Below are 19,066 nucleotides of genomic sequence, written 5' to 3'. Positions count from 1 at the left end.
TTTGAAGCCTTCTATTAAGGGTTTGAGTCCTCTCAGTCTGTGGTTAATGAAACTTCAACACTAAGTTACATGAAAAACCAGTACACACATTATCTGGGAGTGGACGTGTCCAAGAAGACGTTGGACCTGGCCCTGGTCACCCAGGGAGACCTCAGTACGATGGAGCATTGTCAGGTGGACAATACGCTCCGGGGAATCCGCAAGCTGACAGGCTGGCTCAAGGGCAAAGGCGTGGCCCCATCGGAACTGTTGGTCTGCATGGAGTACACGGGCATTTACAATCGTCCGCTGGTAAATCACCTGCTCAAGGAAGCAATCGCCCTTTGGTTGGAGCTTCCCATCTCGATCAAGCGGTCGCTGGGTCTTCAACGCGGCAAGAGTGACAAGCTGGATGCTATGCGCATTGCTGAGTACGCAGTACGGTTCCATGACAAGGCCCGGCTTTGCAGCCTTCCTCACAGAGAGCCTGTTGCGCCTGAAGGACCTGCTGGCACTGCGTCAGCGTTTGATCAAGTGTATTCAAATGCTGAAGGTTCCGATCCGCGAGTTGAAGGCCATTGGGAAAAGTCTTGGCCGCTGCACTTGAACGACACTGCAAAGAGCCCCTGCGTAAGCTGGAGCAAGAGCAAAAGAGGCTTGAAGAGAACCTGCGGGAACTCATCGGGCAGGATCGTAGTCTGAACAGTAATTACGAACTGCAAACAGTTCCCGGCATTGGGCCTGTGGCGGCGATTGAACTCATTGCCAGTACGAATAACTTCCTGCATTACGATAATCCCAAGCAACTGGCCTGCTATGCCGGGTGCGCCCCCTTCCCCTAATAGTTCCGGTACAAGTCTTCATGGCCGAAGCCGAGTGAGCAAAATGGCGAACATGCGACTCAAGGCCGTACTTACCCTTGGAGTATGGTCGCAGATAAAACGCAAAGCCGGCACAATCAGCTCATACTACCAACGCAAGATCCAGCAGGGCAAAGCTCCGTATCAGGCAATCAATGCAGCACGAAACAAGATCCTGCACCTGGCCTTAGCCGTGGTGAGAACCCAGCAACCTTACGACCCCAACTACCAAAACCAGTTGCGCAGCGTAATCTTGGAAAACACAAGTCTGGTACTTGACTTTGTCCATAGAAATCCCTGTGGTTTCAAGCCCCGCGAAATGAGGGACGAGTTGCGAGACCGAGAAACGAGGGTGGAAGAGCGTGGGGTCACCGCCCTCTGCCCACCGCCTACCGCCTACTGCCTACCGCCCACTGCCTACTGAAAAATAGCCAGAATACCGCCCTTTAGGCTGACTTTAGTACTGGACTGCCGTCCGCCTTTTGGCTACCTTTGCAACCGGATGTCTGACGTTCTCCAGCACGAGTGCGGGATTGCCTTGATCCGCCTGCTCAAGCCGTTTTCCTACTACGTTAAGAAATACGGGACCCCGCTTTATGCGATGAACAAGCTGTACCTCCTCATGGAGAAGCAGCACAATCGGGGACAGGATGGCGCGGGCGTCGCCAACATCAAGTTCGATGTGGAGCCCGGCACGCGCTACATCAGCCGCTACCGTTCCGTAGAGAAACAACCCCTGCCCGATATCTTCGGCCGCATCGGCGCGAAGTTCGAGGAAGTACGGGCCAACCATCCCGATCGCTTACTGGATGCCGACTGGCTCAGGAAAAACGTAGCCTTCACCGGCGAGCTCTGGCTGGGACATCTCCGCTACGGTACTTATGGCGGCAATTCGATAGAAGCCTGTCATCCGTTCCTCCGCCAGAACAACTGGATGACGCGCAACCTCGTCGTCGCAGGGAATTTCAACATGACCAACGTCGACGAACTGTTCGACCACCTGGTGGAACCCGGACAGCATCCGAAGGAGAAAGCCGATACGGTAACGGTCATGGAGAACATCGGTCACTTCCTCGACGAAGAGAACGAAGAACTCTACCGTAGGTTCCGCGAGCTCGGTAACAGTAAAGAAGAAAGTTCCCCACTCATCGCCGAACACATGGACATCGCCCGCATCCTGCGGCGTTCGTCCAAGTACTGGGACGGCGGTTATGTCATGGCCGGTTTGCTCGGGCACGGCGACGCGTTCGTCCTGCGCGATCCTGCGGGAATTCGCCCGGCCTATTACTACCGCGACGAGGAAGTGCTGGTCGTCGCCTCGGAGCGTCCGCCCATCCAGGCAGCCTTCAACGCTTCACTGGAACAGATCCAGGAGATCCGTCCTGGCCATGCGCTGATCATCAAGAAGAACGGAAAGATCAGCGAAGAGGTTGTCAAGGAGCCCGTGCAGCGATTGAGTTGTTCCTTCGAACGCATCTATTTCTCCCGCGGCAGCGATGCCGATATCTACAAAGAGCGGAAAGAACTCGGCCGACTGTTGTGTACCTCCATTCTCCAGTCGATTAACAACGATGTCCGCAACACCGTCTTTTCATTCATCCCGAACACGGCGGAGGTCGCCTTCTATGGGATGATCAACGGGATCGAAGACTACCTGAAAGAAGTCAAGAAGCGGAAGATCCGCCAACTGGGAGCAGCGCCCACCGACGAACAGCTCAACGAGATCCTCTCCATTCGACCGCGCGCGGAGAAGGTCGCCCTGAAAGACGCGAAGCTGCGGACCTTCATCACCAACGATACGGACCGTGGCGATATGGTGGCGCACGTGTACGACATCACGCACGGCAGCGTGCGGCGCGGTGTCGACAACCTGGTTGTGATCGACGACTCGATCGTGCGCGGAACCACGCTGAAGAATTCCATCATCCGCATGCTCGACCGGCTGGGTCCGAAGAAGATCGTGATCGTCAGTTCGGCGCCACAGATCCGGTACCCCGACTGTTACGGCATCGACATGGCGCGCATCGGCGACCTGGTCGCTTTCCGTGCCGCCATCGCCCTGCTGGAAGAACATGACCTCGAGCACATCGTCGACGAGACCTACCAGCGCTGCAAGGAGCAACTGGAATTAGGCGTGAACGAGATGAAGAACTTCGTGCGCATGATCTATCAGCCCTTCACCGCCGAGCAAATCAGTAAAAAGATCGCCGAGATCGTCAGGCCCGAAGGTTGCCAGGCGGAGTTGGAGATCATTTTCCAAAAGATCGAAGACCTGCACAGCGCCTGTCCGAACCATCGCGGCGACTGGTATTTCACCGGTAACTACCCGACACCGGGTGGCAACCGCGTGGTGAGCAAGGCGTTCATCAATTATGTGGAGGGGGTTAATGCGCGAGCTTACTGAAAAAGGGTTTTCAGTTTCGTGTTTCCGGTTTCGCGTTTCCAGTTGATTGAATAAAGTCATTAGGATCTTCGCACGCGTCAAGGATCGATCTCTTGTCAATTGTTCCAACATGATGATACGGGTTCATTTACAAATCGTCCTTGTTATTCTATGTTTCTCTTCCACGCAGGCCCAAAACCTAATCGTCAATGGCGACCTGGAAATCATGAATTGTCCGGTTGGATTATCCTGTCTGGATTCGGCCAGTGGCTGGAGTAATCCGGCCATCTTTCCCGGACCGGGCGGCTCACCCGATCTTTTCAACGCGTGTGCCGGTTCTTCGAACTTTGTAAATGTTCCGGACAATTTTGCAGGCTTCCAGCTTGCGCGAAGTGGCGTTGGCTATGGCGGCGTCTTCGTCTACTACCCGGACTTCCCCAACTACCGGGAGTTTGCCCAGGTGGAACTGACCAGCCCGCTGTCAGCCGGCGACTGCTACGAGGTCGAGTTCTTCGTCAGCCCGGGCGACCTGATGGCGTTCGCTGCGGCCGACATCGGCCTGGCGCTTTCATCGACGCGGATTTCCGGTGTTACGAATAATCTTCCATTACCCCTGACGCCAGTGCTCACGAATACTGCCGGTGTCATCAACGACACCTCGGGCTGGACACGCGTTCATGGAACCATCACCGCCGGCGGAGGAGAAGCCTTCGCGATCATCGGGAACTTCGAGTACGATGCGCAGATCGACACCTCGGTCCTCGACCCGAACTCCACCATGAACGGCGCTTACTTTTTTATCGAGGATGTCAGCATCCGCCCCTGCCCGGTCGGTTTGAATGAGCTGAGTGAGAATTTCCCGCGGATCGGCCCCAACCCGTTCGAAGATGTCGTGTGCTTCCGTCAGGTGCAGCAACCGGTTTATTGGGAGTTGTTCGATGCATTCGGCCGTATCGTCGAGCGAGCGACGATCGAGAAAGACCAGAAGCTCGATTTAAGCGGACTCCCGGCCGGGAGCTATTGGTACCGTTGTACGGAAGAGCGCGGCGCTTTCACAACCGGAAAACTGATCCGGCAATAAGGTCGCGTTCAGCAAGGGTCTTTCGAATTAATTGGATGAACTGAGTTTTCCAGACGTTGGACTTTTCGGTCGATCTCCTACACCACCCAAAGCCAGCCTGCCATAGCTTTTACGAAGACCGGAAACTCGAAACTCGAAACCCGGAACTCGAAACATTTTTCACCCGACGATCTTCTTTGCCACCAGGTACTCCGCGATCTGCACGGCGTTCGTGGCGGCGCCTTTGCGGAGGTTGTCGGAAACGATCCAGAGGTTGAGCGAGTTCGGTTGCGACTCGTCGCGGCGGATACGCCCGACGAACACTTCGTCTTTGCCCTCTGCCTCGATCGGCATCGGGTAGCGTGCGTTCGCCGGATCATCGACGACCACCACGCCGGGCATCGCGGCGATCTGGGCACGCACGGCGTCAAGCGAAAAATCTTTCTTCAGTTCGACGTTGACCGATTCACTGTGTCCGCCTTTCACCGGAACACGCACGGTGGTGGAGGTGATGCGGATCCCGGGCGAGCGCAGGATCTTGCGCGTCTCGTTCACCATTTTCATTTCTTCCTTGGTGTACCCGTTGTCGAGGAAACTGTCGATCTGTGGAATGAGGTTCAGGTCGATGGTGTACTTGTACGCCATGTCGCCGCTCACACCTTTGCGCTCGTTCATCAACTGGTCCACGGCTTTCTTTCCGGTGCCGGAAACGGACTGATACGTGGAGACAATGATGCGCTCGATGCCGTAGTGTTGTTCGAGCGGCTGCAGGGCCATCACCATCTGGATGGTGGAGCAATTCGGATTGGCGATGATGCGGTCCTCCTTCGTGAGCACGTCCCCGTTGATCTCGGGCACGACGAGCTTCTTGTCGGGGTCCATCCGCCAGGCGGAGGAGTTGTCGATGACCGTGATACCCGCCTCGGCGAACCTGGGCGCCCACTCAAGCGAGGTCGTTCCGCCGGCCGAGAACAAAGCCAGGACCGGCTTTTCCGCGATGGCGTCGGTCATGGAGCGTACCGTAAAGGATTTTCCTTTCCACTGGATCGTCTTGCCAACGGATTTCTCCGACGCGACCGGTACCAGCTCGGTAACGGGGAAGTTCCGTTGTTCGAGGACTTTCAACATGGTCTGACCGACAAGGCCGGTTGCGCCGACGACAGCTACTTTCATTAGGGAGGAGTTCTAAGGTTCTGATTCGAATGAATGCGGGTTATTGTTTTACACCGCGTGTATGCGGTTGTGATCCGACCCGTGCAGTGCGTATTTCGCAGGGCCAAATTAAACAGCCGTACCGGATGCGAAGCCTGCTGGTCTGCATTTTTCTACTTTTCCTATCCACAGCCCACGCACAGTGGCAGGATGATTTTTCGGATGGGGAGTTCCTCGACCAGCCGGCCTGGACGGGCGATACCGCGGACTTTACGGTAAACAGCGACGGACGGTTGCAGTTGGATGCGGCAGTGGCCGGTACCAGTCATTTGTCCATGGCAGTACCACTCCCTTCGCTGGACCGAATGGAATGGCGATTTAGGATCCGCCTCGACTTTTCTCCTTCCTCAGCCAATTATTCCCGGTTCTATCTCGTCTCGGACGCGCAGGACCTGGAAGGTTCGTTGCACGGCTATTATTTACAGTTCGGAGAAGCCCTTGCCAACGATGCCGTGGAGCTCTTTCGTCAGGATGGCACGACCAGCGTGTCGATTGTCCGGGGCCCGGACGGCATGGTTGCCAACGCCTTCACCCTCGGCGTTCGCGTAACGCGCGACGAAACGGGTGTCTGGAGTATCTTCCTGGACACTGCCGGAGGAACCGACTACCTATTCGCCGCGCTCGGTGCGGAATCCTTGTACACATCGTCCGCATATTCCGGCTGGAGTTGCGTCTATACCAGTGGTAACCGCGACGGGTTTGAACTGGATGATGTGATGATCCTTCCGTTGCAGGTGGATTCCGTCGCGCCGCGCTGCGTGCAGCTCGCAACGGAGTCGGACCGCAGCCTGCGTTTATTGTTCGATGAAACGATCGAGCCAGGCTCCGCAGCGAACACGATTCACTACCGGCTCGACCCGGGAGCGATCCTGCCGCTCACGGCACAGCGCGATGCGCTTGACACGAAAGCCATCCTGCTGGAATTCGCGAATGCTTTTCAGGCCGGCCAGACGTATTCGCTTACCGTATCGGGCTTGGCGGATGCGGCGGGTAATACGGTTCGCGACACGACGCTAAACTTTGTTTATGCGCCTCCGGTTCCAGTGCTGGCAGGCGACGCCGTTTTTAACGAGATCTACTTCGAGCCGACAGCCTCCGCCGGCTTGCCCTATGCCGAGTATGTGGAGTTGTACAACCGGTCCGATCATGCATTGTCGCTGCAGGACTGGTCGCTCTCGGACGGAAGTGCAACGGCCATCTTTCCGGAAATGACCATAGCCGCAGGAGCCTACCTGCTGGTAACCGACGAGGATGCTATCGGCTTGCTGTCCGCATTCGGACCAGCCGTCGGACTGCAAGATTTTCCGGGGCTGAACAACGATGTCGGGGATCGTCTGGTCCTGCGCGACCGTGACGGACAGGTAGTCGACGCGGTCACCTTCAGCAACGATACCTATCACGATGGTTCCCGCGACGATGGCGGTTGGAGCCTGGAACGGATCGATCCGGATTTTCTCTGCGAGAACGAAGACAATTGGAGAGCCAGTTATGACCTTTCAGGAGGTACGCCGGGTGAGGCGAATGTTGTGCGGAATGTGTTCCAGGATACCCGGCGGCCCTTCCTGAAAAATGCCGAATGGATCGACGGTCTGACGACTCGCCTCTGGTTCTCCGAGCCGATGGATACTGCGACCTTGGCGCGTCCGGATCGCTATACCCTGATGCGCCCGGATGGAACAACGTCAAGCGCCACAACTGCGCTGCCGGACCCGGAAGGACGATTTGTATCACTGCAATGGTCTGCACCGCTTGACACCTCGCTTTCCTGGATCAGCGTATCCGGTTCGCTGACGGATTGCCCGGGCAATGCAGCGTATCAAGACCAGTGGGTTCCCTTGGGCATTGGAATGCCGCCTGTGTCCGGCGATGTAGTCATCAATGAAGTGCTGTTCGATGCGCCGGATGATGCATCCGATTTCGTGGAGTTGTATAACGGTTCCGAAAAGTTACTGGACCTTAAAGACTGGACCATCGCGGAAGTATCGGCGATGGAACCGTATGTGGTTCAATCGGTGAAGAAGCTCACGAATGAAAATCTGCTGCTGGCGCCCGGCGGTTACCTGGTCCTGACCGAAACGCCGCTGGAATTGCAACGGCATTATCCCTACTACGACCGCTTCTGTTTCCTGGATGTCGACGATCTCCCGGATTTCAATTCCACCGAAGGCGGAATCCTCTTGGCCGGTGCAGGAGGGGATACCCTGGACTTCCTGGTCTATTCGGATGACTGGCATTATCCGTTGCTCAGCATTACCAAGGGCGTTTCGCTTGAACGCATGCGTGTTACCGGACCTACACAATCGGCGGACAACTGGCATTCCGCCGCCGCGACGGTCGGCTATGCGAGTCCGGGTCTCCTCAACTCACAAGCACTCGCTGATCAGACTGGCGTTGGCGAATTGCTGCTGGAGCCGGAGGTATTTTCACCCGACAACGACGGGAAAGACGACGTGTTGCAGATTCACTTGCAGTTCCCCGATGCCGGTCGACGCGCGACGGTGGCCATCTTCGACCCGCATGGCAACGAGGTGGCCCGGCCGCTGGAGTATTCGCTGGCGGGTACCGATCATGTGCTCACCTGGAACGGCGTCGGCGCCAACGGACGCTTGGTGGCAGAGGGGGTGTACATTGTCTGGACAGAATCGTTCGACCTGGACGGACACGTGAGTCGTTTGAAAAAAGCCGTGGTGGTGCTCAGGAAAGGTTGAGGGTTTCGGGGGAAGGTCGTTACTTTGCCTGCAGTTGATGGAAACACTGCAGTTTTCCGACCGTCAGGATTCGGTACGCTTTTACGAGGATCGGTACGCGCATGGCTACATGGGTCATTGGTCCGTGTTTGAAAAGGCGCGGCTCATCAACCTGGTCCGCGAGCTCCAGCTTCCGGCAAGAGGAGTCGCGCTCGATTTCGGCTGTGGTCGCGGCATTTTCACTTCCGTGATACGCGAAGCGCTTCCCGGCTGGCGTATCTTCGGTTGCGACATCAGTGCCGAAGCCATCGCCTGGGCCAAACAGCACCAACCCGACATCACATTTTTTGTCTTAGGCGATAAGGCATACGACAACCTGCGCGCCGATTTCATTCACAGCCATCACGTGCTGGAACATACGTTCAACGCGGAGATCACGGCCCGTGAAATGGCCGGATATGCTGCAGCGGCTTGCACGATGTTACACAGCTTTCCCTGCGATCATCCCGGCAGCCTGGAGTATCAACTGAGTGAAGCGGTTAAAAACGGAATCGACCCGGAGAACGGCAAGTTCTTTTTCGAGGACACCGCCCATCAGCGACGACTCTCCAGGAAGAAAGCGGAAGCCTTGTTTGCCGGCGACGGATTCAAAGGGGTCGATGCATCCTACGCCAATCAACGCGCGGGCGCGGTCAAGTGGATCGCCGAAAGCGATCTTGCGTTAGTGCTGAACATTACCGATTCAAGACTGGCACGGGATGCCGCTGCTGCCGCATTTCTGAAAGGCTGGAGAAGAAAATTGCTGTTTCGCTGGTGGTGTCATTTCGCCGCGACCGCCTTCACGCCCGCCGACCGTGGTAGACATTACCGGTTGAAGCGGGTGATCCAGTTTCTTGCATTCGTATCCTGTTTCTGGTTCGCCATTCCCGTGAACCGGGCCATGCAACGCGCGGCATTGCGCGAATGGGAAACGGACAGGAAGAAGGAAAACGGCAGCGACCTCTTTCTTGTGTTGCGACGCGGATGATCCCTGAAGTCATCGTTCGGGACTTGGCGAGTCGCATCGGCGCAGTAAGCGCTACTGAACTTACAAACTGGCAGGCTGTTTCCGGGGGCTCCATCAACCAGGCCTGGCAATTTCGCTATCGGTCACATGGTTTTTTCGTCAAGTTCAATCATGCAGCGAGGTATCCCGGCATGTTCGAAGCGGAAGCCGACGGATTGAAACGCTTGCAGTCGGCGGGAATACGGGTGCCCGAGGTGATCGCTTTCGGCAGTTCCGGCGCTTTTACCTGGTTGTTGCAACGACTGATCGTTTCAGGAAGACGAGCCGTCGACTTCGAAGAACACTTCGGTCGCTTGCTCGCGTCGCTGCACCGGCATAGCGCAGACGGTTTCGGGCATGTTCCGGATAACTGGATCGGCTCGCTGCCGCAGCGGAATGCGAATTGCGATCGTTGGACCGACTTTTTCCGCGAACAACGCATTGACCCGTTGTTACGCGAAGCGATCTCCTTGAAACTGCTTCCCCCGGACGCCGCGCAGTATGCGGAGCGACTTTTTTCGAATTTGGAAAATCTTTTTCCATCGGAGCCGCCTGCTTTGTTGCACGGCGATCTGTGGAGCGGGAATCGGATGACCGGCGAAGACGGCTTGCCCGTATGGATCGATCCGGCTGTTTACTATGGGTTTCGCGAAATGGATCTGGCCATGACCCGCTTGTTTGGCGGATTCGATCGTCGGTGGGAGGATGCTTACCGGGAGATTTATCCCTTGACTCCCGGGTTTGAAGAGCGGGTCGAACTGTGCAATTTGTATCCGCTGCTGGTGCATGTGGTGCTTTTCGGCGGCGGATATGCGGATGATTTCCTGCGTTGCTTGCGCTATTATTCCGGTGTAAAATAAAAAACCCCGCACAGGGCGGGGTTTTTCGGTTCTCTCAGGCGCTATGCTTACGCAAGGCGGACGTTAACTGCGTTCGGGCCTTTGCGACCTTGTTCCACTTCAAACGTGACATTGTCGTTATCACGGATCTGGTCTTTCAGACCGGTAACGTGAACGAAAATTTCCTGTTGGGTACCTTCTTCAACGATGAATCCAAAGCCTTTGGCGTTGTTGAAGAATTTTACTTTACCATTTTTCATTAGTGATATTGATTTTAATTGGTGTTGCTGCAAAGGTACGGCGATAACCGGGGGAAACCTAACGTTTATGCGTTAAGCCCGCGTTAAACCGCATTTTTTAAACAGAATCACGCTTTTTCACTGTTTTCCGGCCCTTTCTGAGCCTTTACCCGGAATGAATCCATGGCTTTTCCTGTAGATTTGCAGGTAGTCACCTGTCTGCCATGTCTCAAAAGTTTGAATCTTCCAAAGCCCCCGAACCCGTCGGATTGTATCCCCATGCACGTCGGGTTGGTGACTTGCTCTTCCTGTCCGGTGTCGGTCCGCGCGAACGGGGTTCCAAAAAAATTCCCGGTGTCGAGCTCGACGACAAAGGCGCGATCGTCTCTTACGATATCGAGCAACAGTGCCGTTCCGTGTTTCAAAACGTTCGTTGGATCCTGGAAGATGCCGGAAGTAGTTGGGAAAAGATCGTGGATGTGACCGTCTTCCTGACGAACATGAAAGACGATTTCCCCATCTACAACAAATTATGGGCGGAATACTTCGCCGAAAATCCGCCCTGTCGCACGACGATCGAGATCAACTGCCTCCCAACCCCGATCGCCATCGAACTAAAAGTCATCGCGACGATCTGATTGCCCCCTGATGCAGGAATCGCATTACCTGCCTTAACTATACCCATAACGTTAGAACGTTCAAACGTTATAACGTTCTAACGATTGAACGTTCAACTCCCCACCAGCATGTCGGCTCTACACCGGAAACTTCGAATCACGCCCGGGAAACGACTGATCGCCTTGCACGCTCCGGCTGAATTTAGAACCCTGCTCTCACCGCTACCGGCGGGTGTGACGATTTCCAATCGCCTTTCGCAACATGTTGACGCTTTACATTGGTTCGTGCGCAACCGGAAGCAAATGGAAGCGGACCTTGCCAGGGTCCGTTCCTTGCTGAAGCCCGGTTTCCTGTTGTGGTGTTACTATCCCAAAGGCACTTCCGGCATTCAAACCGATCTGACACGTGATAAAGGCTGGGATCGTCTGCTCGGATTGGATGTTCAGTGGTTAACGCTGGTTTCGTTCAACGATACCTGGAGCGCGTTCGCGGTTCGGGGGAAGACGGATGCCGATCAAAAGAAGCATGCAAGGCATGCGGTTCGCGAAATCGAGCACTACTCCGACCCGGTTACAAAAACCGTGAAAGTGCCCACTGAACTCGCTGTACTATTTAAAAAGGAAAAAGAGGCGAAAGCGGTTTTCAATTCACTCGCCTATTCACACCGTCGCGAATACGTCGAATGGATCGTATCGGCGAAGAAGGAGGAGACCCGCATTACGCGCGCCAACGGCACCATCGACCGGCTGAAGAAGGGGCGGAAGAACCCGCGTAATCTTTAATCGGTTCTTTTGTTTTGTTGATCAAGGCCGAAGGTAACATCAATCCGGAGCGAAAGTCCCCATGCACGAGCTTCCGGGTAGCCGTCGCTTGCCCAATCAAGCAAATTCCTGTTGAACAAGAAACCCAAGGCGGTCCTGCGGTTGGGACTCATGTAGGAAACCCCCAGTTGCATGTCCAGGTTGCCGGCCGCTACACCGGTATTGGAATTGTATCGCGCTTGTTTCAACCAGGCTCCTTGTTTCCCCTGCTCAACGGAATCAATCGAAATCCCGGTGGAAATCCGGCACTCGTAACTCAGGCCGATGGTCGGCGCGACGTTCCATCTGGAAATGACATACCGCAACCTCAGGGGAATGGAGAGGGAGTTGATCGAAGCGGTACTGTCTTCGTGATTCGCCCCGTCGAGTCCGAATCGTGTATGTAACGAAGTAAGCCGAACTCCGGCGCCAGACTCCGCAAGCAGGTGCTCTCCGAGGTCCTTGCAATAATAGGCCTCTAAGACCGCCGCAAGACCGGCAGGTTGATCCGGCAGCAGAAAAGATCCACCGCCCTCGATCCCCAGGCTGATCCGGTGTTTCCTGTAATTCGGTAGGGAGCGAAAATGGTTGGAGGGTGGGGTGGCAATGGACGCTATCCAGCCAAGAAATAACAAGAATGTGATAAGCACTCCCCTTTTCATGTTTAAAGGTCAACATACTTTTAAACGAGTCCAATGACGGATATCAACGCGATTGTATTTACTGAATAAAAAACCCCTGTCCATCCGGACAGGGGTTTTATCACCTGGGCAAGTTACCACCAACATGATCAGGTTAACGTACAAACCGCTCTAGAAGACGATCCAGCGCAGCGTCTTTTCCGAATTGGCCGTCCGGATTCGGATGAAATAAGTTCCGGCTGTCCAGTTCTCACTGGCGCTGCTCATGGGTACGCGGTATTTACCCGGGAACTGGGTCCCGGGTTGGATTTGTTTCAGCCGGTTACCCAGCGCGTCGAACACTTCGATGACCGGTTGGCTGGAACTGGCCAACGAATAAATCAGGAACGTTTGGTCTTTCGACGGGTTCGGAAACAATCCGGTTTCTGCAAGTTCGACCGGACTGCCAAGTCCGGTCGACAATACTTGAATGGTATCAGCGCTGACTGTAGGTCCGCATTGATTGATGGCATAATGGAAGAGCACAAAGGAACCCGGTGCGGTGTAGGAATGATGGGCGACGGAGTTTGCCAGAACGGTATCGCGTGTACCATCTCCCCATACCCAGATGCAAGTGTCGGCACCGGAGGCATTGGATTCGCTGTTGATGGATAAGCCGTTCAGCGTATAGGTGAATCCACTCGGCAACAAGTTCGCGTTGGTTTGCATGTTCAGCGTAATCGGTAAGACCGCCCAGTTGTTCCGTTCGTTCGATTCAAGAAAAAGATTCAACGGGTCGGTGATCGCCACAATGTAATAAGTGTCGTTGCAGGCGTTCGGAATAACGATTCCGGCTCCATTCATGCCGCTGCTGTATTCATCGATGTTGCCGACGTAGATGCCCTGGTCGTTTGTACAACCGGATACATTGCCGAAGTCCGCGTTTGGAAAATCGGCCCGGGTTAGAACGCGTCCGGTCGAATCGACACAGTATCCATACCAGGAGTCGCAATCACTCAGATTGATCAGACAAAAACTCATTTTCGTCCCGGTCCCGACGATCGGCCAGTTACTCGGATCAGGATCCGGAGACCAGGTGCGCAGCGTGTAGTACAGCCAGTTATCGACATGAATGTGTCCGTGAGATGGATGGTAACTCATGGTGCCGGCAGGGCGATCGAAATACGTCATGTTGTTACCTGTTTTGTGGTAGATGCGCTGATTGACCAATTGCTTGGGCGGTTCCCCGCTTGGACAAAAAGACGTGGAGCAACTCACTTGCACCGTATCACAATAACAACTTTGAATGCCGTGGATCTCCAACGGCCCCCATCCTATATTCGGCGTGCCGACTCCTACGGTAATATGTCCGTTGTACTCATGATGATCCTGCTGCATGCTCAGTTGAGAAGCCGTAACGTCCGGAAGCAGGTCGCAGTCCGTCGAGCCGGGGGTTGGGCACTGACACGCGCCGGCATTCTGTTCATTACAAGGTCCCGATGTTCCGGTCGGATCGGCTGGTGGATTATTCATGAACGTAAGATTCACATAATGAAAGCTGCCGGTATCGGCCGGAAGGAACAGATCGGTCACGCAGAAGTACCAGACTCCGTTAGGATCCTGTCCGTTGTTCAGCAGGTTGAGCGACTGCATCGGAAAGTAACTTCCGGTAAACGGCGCAGTGCCGGTCATGACCCAGCCGTTCACGCCGTTTTCCATAAGACAGGTTCCGGTGAAGTTGTCTCCATTCGAACCTTTCTGGTCAATCAGCGTGATGCGGTGACCATCCGGAGATTCGAGTTGAATGCGGAGATTGACATCGGCCTGGTGCGTAATGTCAAAGCACAGGGCGCCGAGACCGAAGGAACTGTTCAGTACCGTTGGAAGGCCCATGACGGTTACCGGTATCCGCAGTTCTGTTCCGCCGGAGGGAATCGGCACGGAGGTGGTGTTGCTGAAAACCTGCGCTCGCAGTTGACCGACCGCGATCAGTACCAGGAATGACAGAAGGAGGATTGGTTTTCGCATGAGGGGTAAATTGAATTCGTGTACCGTAAAATTCCGGAATCAACCCGGGCAAGCCGAATCAAAATCCCGGATAAAATTCAATCCGACGCAGTCTTAATCACCGTCAACGAGCAGAATTCGTTTTGCTTTTGGGCCTGAAATCGAATTGTCGAATAAACCCGACCCGCCATTCCGTGTGCTGAATGTCGCAGGTGATCTATCTTTGACCCATGGCCAAAACGGCATCACCGGATCTTTTTCTCCTTATCCGTTCGCTCAGTAAGCACGAAAAGGGATACATCCGAACATATGCTTTCGGTAAGCGGCAGGACGATCCCAAGTTCATGCGACTGTTTACGGCGATTGAGCGGCTACGGGAATACGATGAAACTGCCTTACTAAAATCCGAAACCTATATCCGGCAGCTGCCAAGGATGAAGATGTACTTGTACGAGCGCATACTCGATGCCCTCGATAATTATTACTCGGTGCGGAACGCTCAGTTGGAAGTCAGGAAGGTCCTGAATCGTATTACCATCTTATTCGAAAAAGGATTATATGACGCCTGCATTCGACAACTACCGAAAGCGAAGGAGCTGGCCAGTCGCTACGAGTTTTTCGGTCAATGGATGGAAGCGATCTCCTGGGAGCGAACGCTGATGCTCGAGAAGCAACTCGTAGAGAATTTTGCGAAGGTGGAGGCGGAAGAGCGATTGGTAATCACCCGCCTGGAAGAGCTTGCAGCCTGCAATGTCGTGTACGATCAGATCAATAAACTGTACAGCGAATCGATCTGGATCAGAAGTGAAGCGGACCACCGTAAATACAAGACCGCACTCAACGTGCCCGTAATGCGCCGCCCCGATGCGGGCATGGGTGTGCTTGCGCGCGTGTTGCGCTACAAAGCGCGCGCAAAGTATTACAGCGCACTGGACGAACGGAAACGATACCTGGAAGTATCAAGACGCGCCGTCGAATTGTTTGATTCGGATCCGGCCTTCACCAACCAGCATTTGCTTGCGTATATCAAGGCGCTGAACAACCTGATCGCAACACTCGGTGAGAACGATCGTTTTCAGGAATTCGACCGGGCTTTGGAGAAACTCAGGAGCATTCCCGACCGTTTCCCCGCCGGTAATTCTGAGAAAATGCGATCCATGATCAGGATGCGTGTCCTCCTGCGCGAGTTTTACCAGAACCTGTATCTCCGTGAATACGATAATGCCGGAGAACTGACCGAGACGATTGAAGAGCGTTTACAAAAGGACCGCCACCTGATCAGCGCCGTGCACGCGGTGATCTTCCAGTATGCATTGTCCTACATCCACTTCATCAACGGTGACTACCGCAAAAGCCTGCGTTGGATCAATGCCATACTCAATCTTAAGCCGCTCCCGGTAAATCGCCTCTTTCAGGGATATGCCCGCGTGCTTGGTATTATCCTTCACTTCGAACTGGGCGACGTTGACATGTTGCAATCACTGGTTCCATCTGCACTCCGGTTCTTCGACAAGCGCCCTGACGTCTATCCGCTTGAACGAATGTTTATACACCAACTTTGGCGAAAGGTGGTTCGGGCATCTTCTGATATGGAAAGGAAGAAACGATTGCAGGAACTGGGTAGTATGATCCGAAAATCCTACAACCCGAACGATAATCGTATTATGGAATACTTCGACTTCCTGAGCTGGATCGACTCCCGGGTTCGAAACGTCCCATTTGCGGAAGCACTTCGAGAAAAACGTCCGGTTCGGCGATGACCGTCACCGGATCAGTTTCACCCAGCCACGTTCTTCCTGATGGATCGAGGAGTTTTCGATGGCCAGTATGTAGAAATAAACTCCGTCGGGACAGGGTTGTCTGCGTTCATCCGTTCCGGTCCAGCCGGAACCGGGAAATGAACCGTGTGATACTTCCTGGCCCCAGCGATTGAATATTTGCCAACGGGCAGCGAAACGCCCCGTCGTATCGCGCACCTGCCAGGTGTCGTTCAGTCCGTCGCCATCTGGCGTGAATACATTTGGAATGATAACTTCCGGGAGCGGTTCTGGTATTGGAAGCCTGCAAGGCGTATAGTCGCCAAGCAACAGGAAATTGTCGTAGTAGGAATTCGATGGAACCGGGTTTCGCTCGAAAACGGTAAAGTGCTCGACGTGGAAATCGTCGGCAAACGTTCCGGTCATGGCCAGATGGCCGTTGTGTATATCGGCGGACAGAAAATCGTAGAGATTAAAGTCGGGAAACGAAATCGTATCGATCACATCAAGCGCTTCATTGAATACATAAGTATTCTCCTTGTACAATATCGGAAGTGAATTGTCATCAAAGGGCGGAAACGGGAAGCCATTGTACATGACCCGGTCGATCCGCACGAGCAGATTGCCGCATTCGTCGGCTTCCAGGTAATTGTAATGACCCTCGGCGACAGTATGTTGTTATGAAAGCGCCGGTGCCGTACTAGGTTTAACTGATCGTCCAGCTCGAGTAGGATGAGGTTGTAATCATACAACGAATCGATTCCGGGTGGATTCCAGGTGCTGTCGTCCACGCTGAATTCCCGGTCATAGGCCGCCAATACATAGAGATGATCGTTCGGCAGCACGTCCGCGTCGAGGTTCTTTTCGCTGCTAACCCTGTCAGAATGAAACCGCCGATGACGCAAATAATTACCGTTCACGTCATATTGTATGATCAGCAGATCACGGTTAGAGCTTTCCTGACTCGGCGGATTTGTGTAATCATAGGGCTTAGCACTTAGGTAGTTTGGTGGTTCATGCGAAAAGTGAAGATTGATGCTGTCTCCGAAACACAATGTGACATAGACGTTACCGTTCCGGTCAGCATCCGCCATGACGGGCAGAAAATTCGTCCAATTGTGGAATTCATGAACAACCTTTTCCAGACCATCCATCCATTGGACCTGCAATGAACTGTCCAGCTTAATCACAAACCAGGTGAATTCACGAAGCGTATCGTTGGGCAACTGCTGCGTGGTAAAAACACTTCCCGAGTACCCCGCCAGATAGATGTTACCGTTTTCGTCGAGTGAAAGATCGGTTACAAAGGTCCGATCACCGGTATAAGTGTCGAAACTATCCGACAGGGCCACCCATTCAACATGCCGGATCGGTTTTCCGTTGCTGTCAAGTTGCGCCAGGAAAAAGGATGGTTGATAGTTGGCCTCCTGCAAGTATTCGGTTCCGCTTTGACCGAAATCAATATCCACCAGACCCCGGTAATAGCCCAGGACGAGCGTGTGATTCATTCGATCAGTCTCCAGGTGTGTGATAACGAAACGTGATTCCGAATAGCCGGAGTAACGAGCCCATTGCACCGATTGGTCCGCCCGATAGCGGACGAGGTAATTGCCGGGAACCGGGTGCTCGCCCGGCGTACTTCCTCCCAGCAGATCGAAATTAACCATAGCACTGGAGGCGGAACCGGACATAACAGTGTTGCCGCTATCATCCACGGTGACCGCATAGGCGCGGTCCTGGAAATCATTGCCCAGTGAATAAAGCCCGGACACCGCGATCGGATCCGACTGTGCAAGCAGTCGCGTCAGACCCGGCAACATCCAGAGCATCGAAAACAGGATCGTGCGCATGGAAGAGTTAGCCGAAGATCGGAATTCATTGGTACATCAAGAGACAGGATCTTGTTAAATGACAATTCGGCGATGACTGAAAATAGCGAAAAATCTAAACGACCGCCAGAATGTGATACACCTGCCCGTTGACTTCACATCGATCGCCGGCGGAAAGCCCGTTCATGCGTTTGCCGAGCGGGGAGGAAGGGGAGAGGACCATGCATTCGGTGGTTTCCAGTCGCAGTTTCCCGAGCCCGACGGTGAGATAAAAAAGCATGCGATCCGTTTGTACCAGACTTCCGGGACGGATCACCCCGTCCGATAACGACGGATCAAATCGGATAAGCTGTTGTTGCTGATCGAGCAGGTCTTGCAATTGTCCGGCAAGCTTTTCCTGCTCCAACTGCATCATCGCGCGCGCGTTTCGTGCTTGTCGCCCGCGGAACTTTTACTGTCATCCAGCGCGCCTTCCAGCAGTTCGGTTTGCATCCGGGTAAGTTCGACGATCTTTGAAGCGAGCAGCTCCAGACATCGTTGGTGCAGATCGGCTTTTAAACCCGACAAGAGGGCCGTGTCCATCAGGAAATGCGCTTCCCCTTGAGATCGTAAATGATCCACTCCTGTCCGCTACCGACGCCGAAGGCGGTTTCCTGTTCGTTGTAAAGATCTGTTCCGGCTGCGGTTCGATCACGTAGTCGCCCGTATCGTTCATCACCGCGAAAAGTATGTCGTCTTCCTCCGCCTGGTAGTCGAAACGATCCTCGCCAAGACTGGCTCCCGTTTGCTCGATGATGAAGAGGCGTTGTTCCGGAATGTACTGCCGGATCTGCCGGATCCCTTTCCGCAACAATTCACCATGCAGGCTCAGTATCGCGAAATTCGATTTGCCTTCCCAGTCGTTATAAGCGGCCACCAGGAAGCGTTGTTCCTCATCCAGCCAGTCGCAGTCGGTAACTTCGTCCTCGAACAGCAAACCGCGCAGATCGAACTCGCGTTCGTCTTCGCTCAGCAGGTAATGGATGACTTCACCTTCCGGTGTTTCCCGAATGACAATATCGACGATCATGCGAGCGCAAAGGTAGGCGCTTTTCGGAGACCGGCCACGCGGAACGGGCTCTTGCAGGACGA

Annotated in this window: 19 protein-coding genes; 11 read left to right on the top strand and 8 right to left on the bottom strand. The window is 54.3% G+C overall.

Going from position 1 to position 19,066, the window contains the following annotated elements:
• Nucleotides 1-105: 105 nt before the first annotated feature.
• The 5 genes from IPJ96_00890 to IPJ96_00870 all read left to right on the top strand — a co-directional run bounded on the left by IPJ96_00890 (nucleotide 106) and on the right by IPJ96_00870 (nucleotide 4,303).
• Nucleotides 106-681 carry a transposase gene (locus tag IPJ96_00890; GenBank protein ID MBK7908909.1) on the top strand — a complete coding sequence of 192 codons (576 nt, stop codon included), beginning with the start codon at nucleotides 106-108 and terminating at the stop codon, nucleotides 679-681.
• A 41-nt stretch (nucleotides 682-722) separates the two neighbouring features.
• Nucleotides 723-821, top strand: a complete 99-nt coding sequence (locus tag IPJ96_00885) for a transposase (GenBank protein MBK7908908.1) — start codon at nucleotides 723-725, stop codon at nucleotides 819-821.
• On the top strand, nucleotides 796-1,263 hold the full coding sequence (locus IPJ96_00880; protein ID MBK7908907.1) for a transposase: 468 nt from the start codon (nucleotides 796-798) through the stop codon (nucleotides 1,261-1,263). Before IPJ96_00885 ends, IPJ96_00880 begins: the two co-directional genes overlap by 26 nt.
• A gap of 78 nt (nucleotides 1,264-1,341) precedes the next feature.
• Complete coding sequence (locus IPJ96_00875; GenBank protein MBK7908906.1) at nucleotides 1,342-3,243, top strand: amidophosphoribosyltransferase; 1,902 nt, start codon at nucleotides 1,342-1,344, stop codon at nucleotides 3,241-3,243.
• Nucleotides 3,244-3,448: 205 nt separating this feature from the next.
• Nucleotides 3,449-4,303 (top strand): T9SS type A sorting domain-containing protein, encoded by an 855-nt coding sequence (locus IPJ96_00870; protein MBK7908905.1) that lies wholly within the window; start codon nucleotides 3,449-3,451, stop codon nucleotides 4,301-4,303.
• Between the two features lie 159 nt (nucleotides 4,304-4,462).
• Here the strand turns inward: IPJ96_00870 and IPJ96_00865 are convergent, their stop codons facing one another.
• Nucleotides 4,463-5,455 carry an aspartate-semialdehyde dehydrogenase gene (locus IPJ96_00865; GenBank protein MBK7908904.1) on the bottom strand — a complete coding sequence of 331 codons (993 nt, stop codon included), beginning with the start codon at nucleotides 5,453-5,455 and terminating at the stop codon, nucleotides 4,463-4,465.
• A gap of 125 nt (nucleotides 5,456-5,580) precedes the next feature.
• On the opposite strand from IPJ96_00865, the gene IPJ96_00860 reads away from it, so the two are divergent.
• The 3 genes from IPJ96_00860 to IPJ96_00850 are packed head-to-tail and all read left to right on the top strand — an operon-like array spanning nucleotide 5,581 to nucleotide 10,086.
• Complete coding sequence (locus IPJ96_00860) at nucleotides 5,581-8,202, top strand: lamin tail domain-containing protein (protein ID MBK7908903.1); 2,622 nt, start codon at nucleotides 5,581-5,583, stop codon at nucleotides 8,200-8,202.
• Between the two features lie 37 nt (nucleotides 8,203-8,239).
• On the top strand, nucleotides 8,240-9,208 hold the full coding sequence (locus IPJ96_00855) for a methyltransferase domain-containing protein (GenBank protein ID MBK7908902.1): 969 nt from the start codon (nucleotides 8,240-8,242) through the stop codon (nucleotides 9,206-9,208).
• Complete coding sequence (locus IPJ96_00850) at nucleotides 9,205-10,086, top strand: fructosamine kinase family protein (protein MBK7908901.1); 882 nt, start codon at nucleotides 9,205-9,207, stop codon at nucleotides 10,084-10,086. The genes IPJ96_00855 and IPJ96_00850 overlap by 4 nt, the downstream gene beginning before the upstream one ends.
• A gap of 47 nt (nucleotides 10,087-10,133) precedes the next feature.
• Here IPJ96_00850 and IPJ96_00845 read toward each other — a convergent pair whose 3' ends face one another.
• Nucleotides 10,134-10,325 carry a cold shock domain-containing protein gene (locus tag IPJ96_00845; protein ID MBK7908900.1) on the bottom strand — a complete coding sequence of 64 codons (192 nt, stop codon included), beginning with the start codon at nucleotides 10,323-10,325 and terminating at the stop codon, nucleotides 10,134-10,136.
• A 203-nt stretch (nucleotides 10,326-10,528) separates the two neighbouring features.
• Between IPJ96_00845 and IPJ96_00840 the strand changes: the two genes are divergently transcribed.
• Both IPJ96_00840 and IPJ96_00835 read left to right on the top strand, forming a co-directional pair.
• Nucleotides 10,529-10,942 (top strand): RidA family protein, encoded by a 414-nt coding sequence (locus IPJ96_00840; GenBank protein MBK7908899.1) that lies wholly within the window; start codon nucleotides 10,529-10,531, stop codon nucleotides 10,940-10,942.
• A 108-nt stretch (nucleotides 10,943-11,050) separates the two neighbouring features.
• Nucleotides 11,051-11,704 carry a YdeI/OmpD-associated family protein gene (locus IPJ96_00835; GenBank protein ID MBK7908898.1) on the top strand — a complete coding sequence of 218 codons (654 nt, stop codon included), beginning with the start codon at nucleotides 11,051-11,053 and terminating at the stop codon, nucleotides 11,702-11,704.
• On the opposite strand, the gene IPJ96_00830 is transcribed toward IPJ96_00835, so the two are convergent.
• Together IPJ96_00830 and IPJ96_00825 are read right to left on the bottom strand one after the other, a co-directional pair.
• Nucleotides 11,701-12,372, bottom strand: a complete 672-nt coding sequence (locus tag IPJ96_00830; GenBank protein MBK7908897.1) for a hypothetical protein — start codon at nucleotides 12,370-12,372, stop codon at nucleotides 11,701-11,703. The genes IPJ96_00835 and IPJ96_00830 overlap by 4 nt on opposite strands.
• A 162-nt stretch (nucleotides 12,373-12,534) precedes the next feature.
• Nucleotides 12,535-14,370 (bottom strand): T9SS type A sorting domain-containing protein, encoded by a 1,836-nt coding sequence (locus IPJ96_00825; protein MBK7908896.1) that lies wholly within the window; start codon nucleotides 14,368-14,370, stop codon nucleotides 12,535-12,537.
• A gap of 209 nt (nucleotides 14,371-14,579) precedes the next feature.
• On the opposite strand from IPJ96_00825, the gene IPJ96_00820 reads away from it, so the two are divergent.
• Nucleotides 14,580-16,109, top strand: a complete 1,530-nt coding sequence (locus tag IPJ96_00820; protein ID MBK7908895.1) for a hypothetical protein — start codon at nucleotides 14,580-14,582, stop codon at nucleotides 16,107-16,109.
• Between the two features lie 3 nt (nucleotides 16,110-16,112).
• On the opposite strand, the gene IPJ96_00815 is transcribed toward IPJ96_00820, so the two are convergent.
• The 4 genes from IPJ96_00815 to IPJ96_00800 form a co-directional block, all read right to left on the bottom strand.
• Nucleotides 16,113-16,652, bottom strand: a complete 540-nt coding sequence (locus tag IPJ96_00815; GenBank protein MBK7908894.1) for a gliding motility-associated C-terminal domain-containing protein — start codon at nucleotides 16,650-16,652, stop codon at nucleotides 16,113-16,115.
• A complete protein-coding gene (locus IPJ96_00810; protein ID MBK7908893.1) occupies nucleotides 16,607-17,956 on the bottom strand; it encodes an SBBP repeat-containing protein in 1,350 nt (449 codons plus the stop codon). Before IPJ96_00810 ends, IPJ96_00815 begins: the two co-directional genes overlap by 46 nt.
• Before the next feature lie 94 nt (nucleotides 17,957-18,050).
• Nucleotides 18,051-18,350 carry a hypothetical protein gene (locus tag IPJ96_00805; GenBank protein ID MBK7908892.1) on the bottom strand — a complete coding sequence of 100 codons (300 nt, stop codon included), beginning with the start codon at nucleotides 18,348-18,350 and terminating at the stop codon, nucleotides 18,051-18,053.
• 42 nt (nucleotides 18,351-18,392) lie between these two features.
• A complete protein-coding gene (locus IPJ96_00800) occupies nucleotides 18,393-19,004 on the bottom strand; it encodes a hypothetical protein (protein MBK7908891.1) in 612 nt (203 codons plus the stop codon).
• Between the last annotated feature and the right edge of the window lie 62 nt (nucleotides 19,005-19,066).

Source organism: Bacteroidota bacterium, from assembly GCA_016713765.1.
In the GTDB taxonomy this organism is placed as follows: Bacteria; Bacteroidota; Bacteroidia; order AKYH767-A; family 2013-40CM-41-45; genus Pollutiaquabacter; species Pollutiaquabacter aromativorans.
This window is presented reverse-complemented; position numbering and strand designations above follow the sequence as displayed.

Coding starts and splice junctions, on each gene's coding strand:
- IPJ96_00880 (MBK7908907.1), top strand. CDS start 796: ATGCCGGGTGCGCCCCCTTCCCCTAATAGTTCCGGTACAAGTCTTCAT.
- IPJ96_00875 (MBK7908906.1), top strand. CDS start 1,342: ATGTCTGACGTTCTCCAGCACGAGTGCGGGATTGCCTTGATCCGCCTG.
- IPJ96_00870 (MBK7908905.1), top strand. CDS start 3,449: ATGAATTGTCCGGTTGGATTATCCTGTCTGGATTCGGCCAGTGGCTGG.
- IPJ96_00865 (MBK7908904.1), bottom strand. CDS start 5,455: ATGAAAGTAGCTGTCGTCGGCGCAACCGGCCTTGTCGGTCAGACCATG.
- IPJ96_00860 (MBK7908903.1), top strand. CDS start 5,581: ATGCGAAGCCTGCTGGTCTGCATTTTTCTACTTTTCCTATCCACAGCC.
- IPJ96_00855 (MBK7908902.1), top strand. CDS start 8,240: ATGGAAACACTGCAGTTTTCCGACCGTCAGGATTCGGTACGCTTTTAC.
- IPJ96_00850 (MBK7908901.1), top strand. CDS start 9,205: ATGATCCCTGAAGTCATCGTTCGGGACTTGGCGAGTCGCATCGGCGCA.
- IPJ96_00845 (MBK7908900.1), bottom strand. CDS start 10,325: ATGAAAAATGGTAAAGTAAAATTCTTCAACAACGCCAAAGGCTTTGGA.
- IPJ96_00840 (MBK7908899.1), top strand. CDS start 10,529: ATGTCTCAAAAGTTTGAATCTTCCAAAGCCCCCGAACCCGTCGGATTG.
- IPJ96_00835 (MBK7908898.1), top strand. CDS start 11,051: ATGTCGGCTCTACACCGGAAACTTCGAATCACGCCCGGGAAACGACTG.
- IPJ96_00825 (MBK7908896.1), bottom strand. CDS start 14,370: ATGCGAAAACCAATCCTCCTTCTGTCATTCCTGGTACTGATCGCGGTC.
- IPJ96_00820 (MBK7908895.1), top strand. CDS start 14,580: ATGGCCAAAACGGCATCACCGGATCTTTTTCTCCTTATCCGTTCGCTC.
- IPJ96_00810 (MBK7908893.1), bottom strand. CDS start 17,956: ATGCGCACGATCCTGTTTTCGATGCTCTGGATGTTGCCGGGTCTGACG.
- IPJ96_00805 (MBK7908892.1), bottom strand. CDS start 18,350: ATGATGCAGTTGGAGCAGGAAAAGCTTGCCGGACAATTGCAAGACCTG.
- IPJ96_00800 (MBK7908891.1), bottom strand. CDS start 19,004: ATGATCGTCGATATTGTCATTCGGGAAACACCGGAAGGTGAAGTCATC.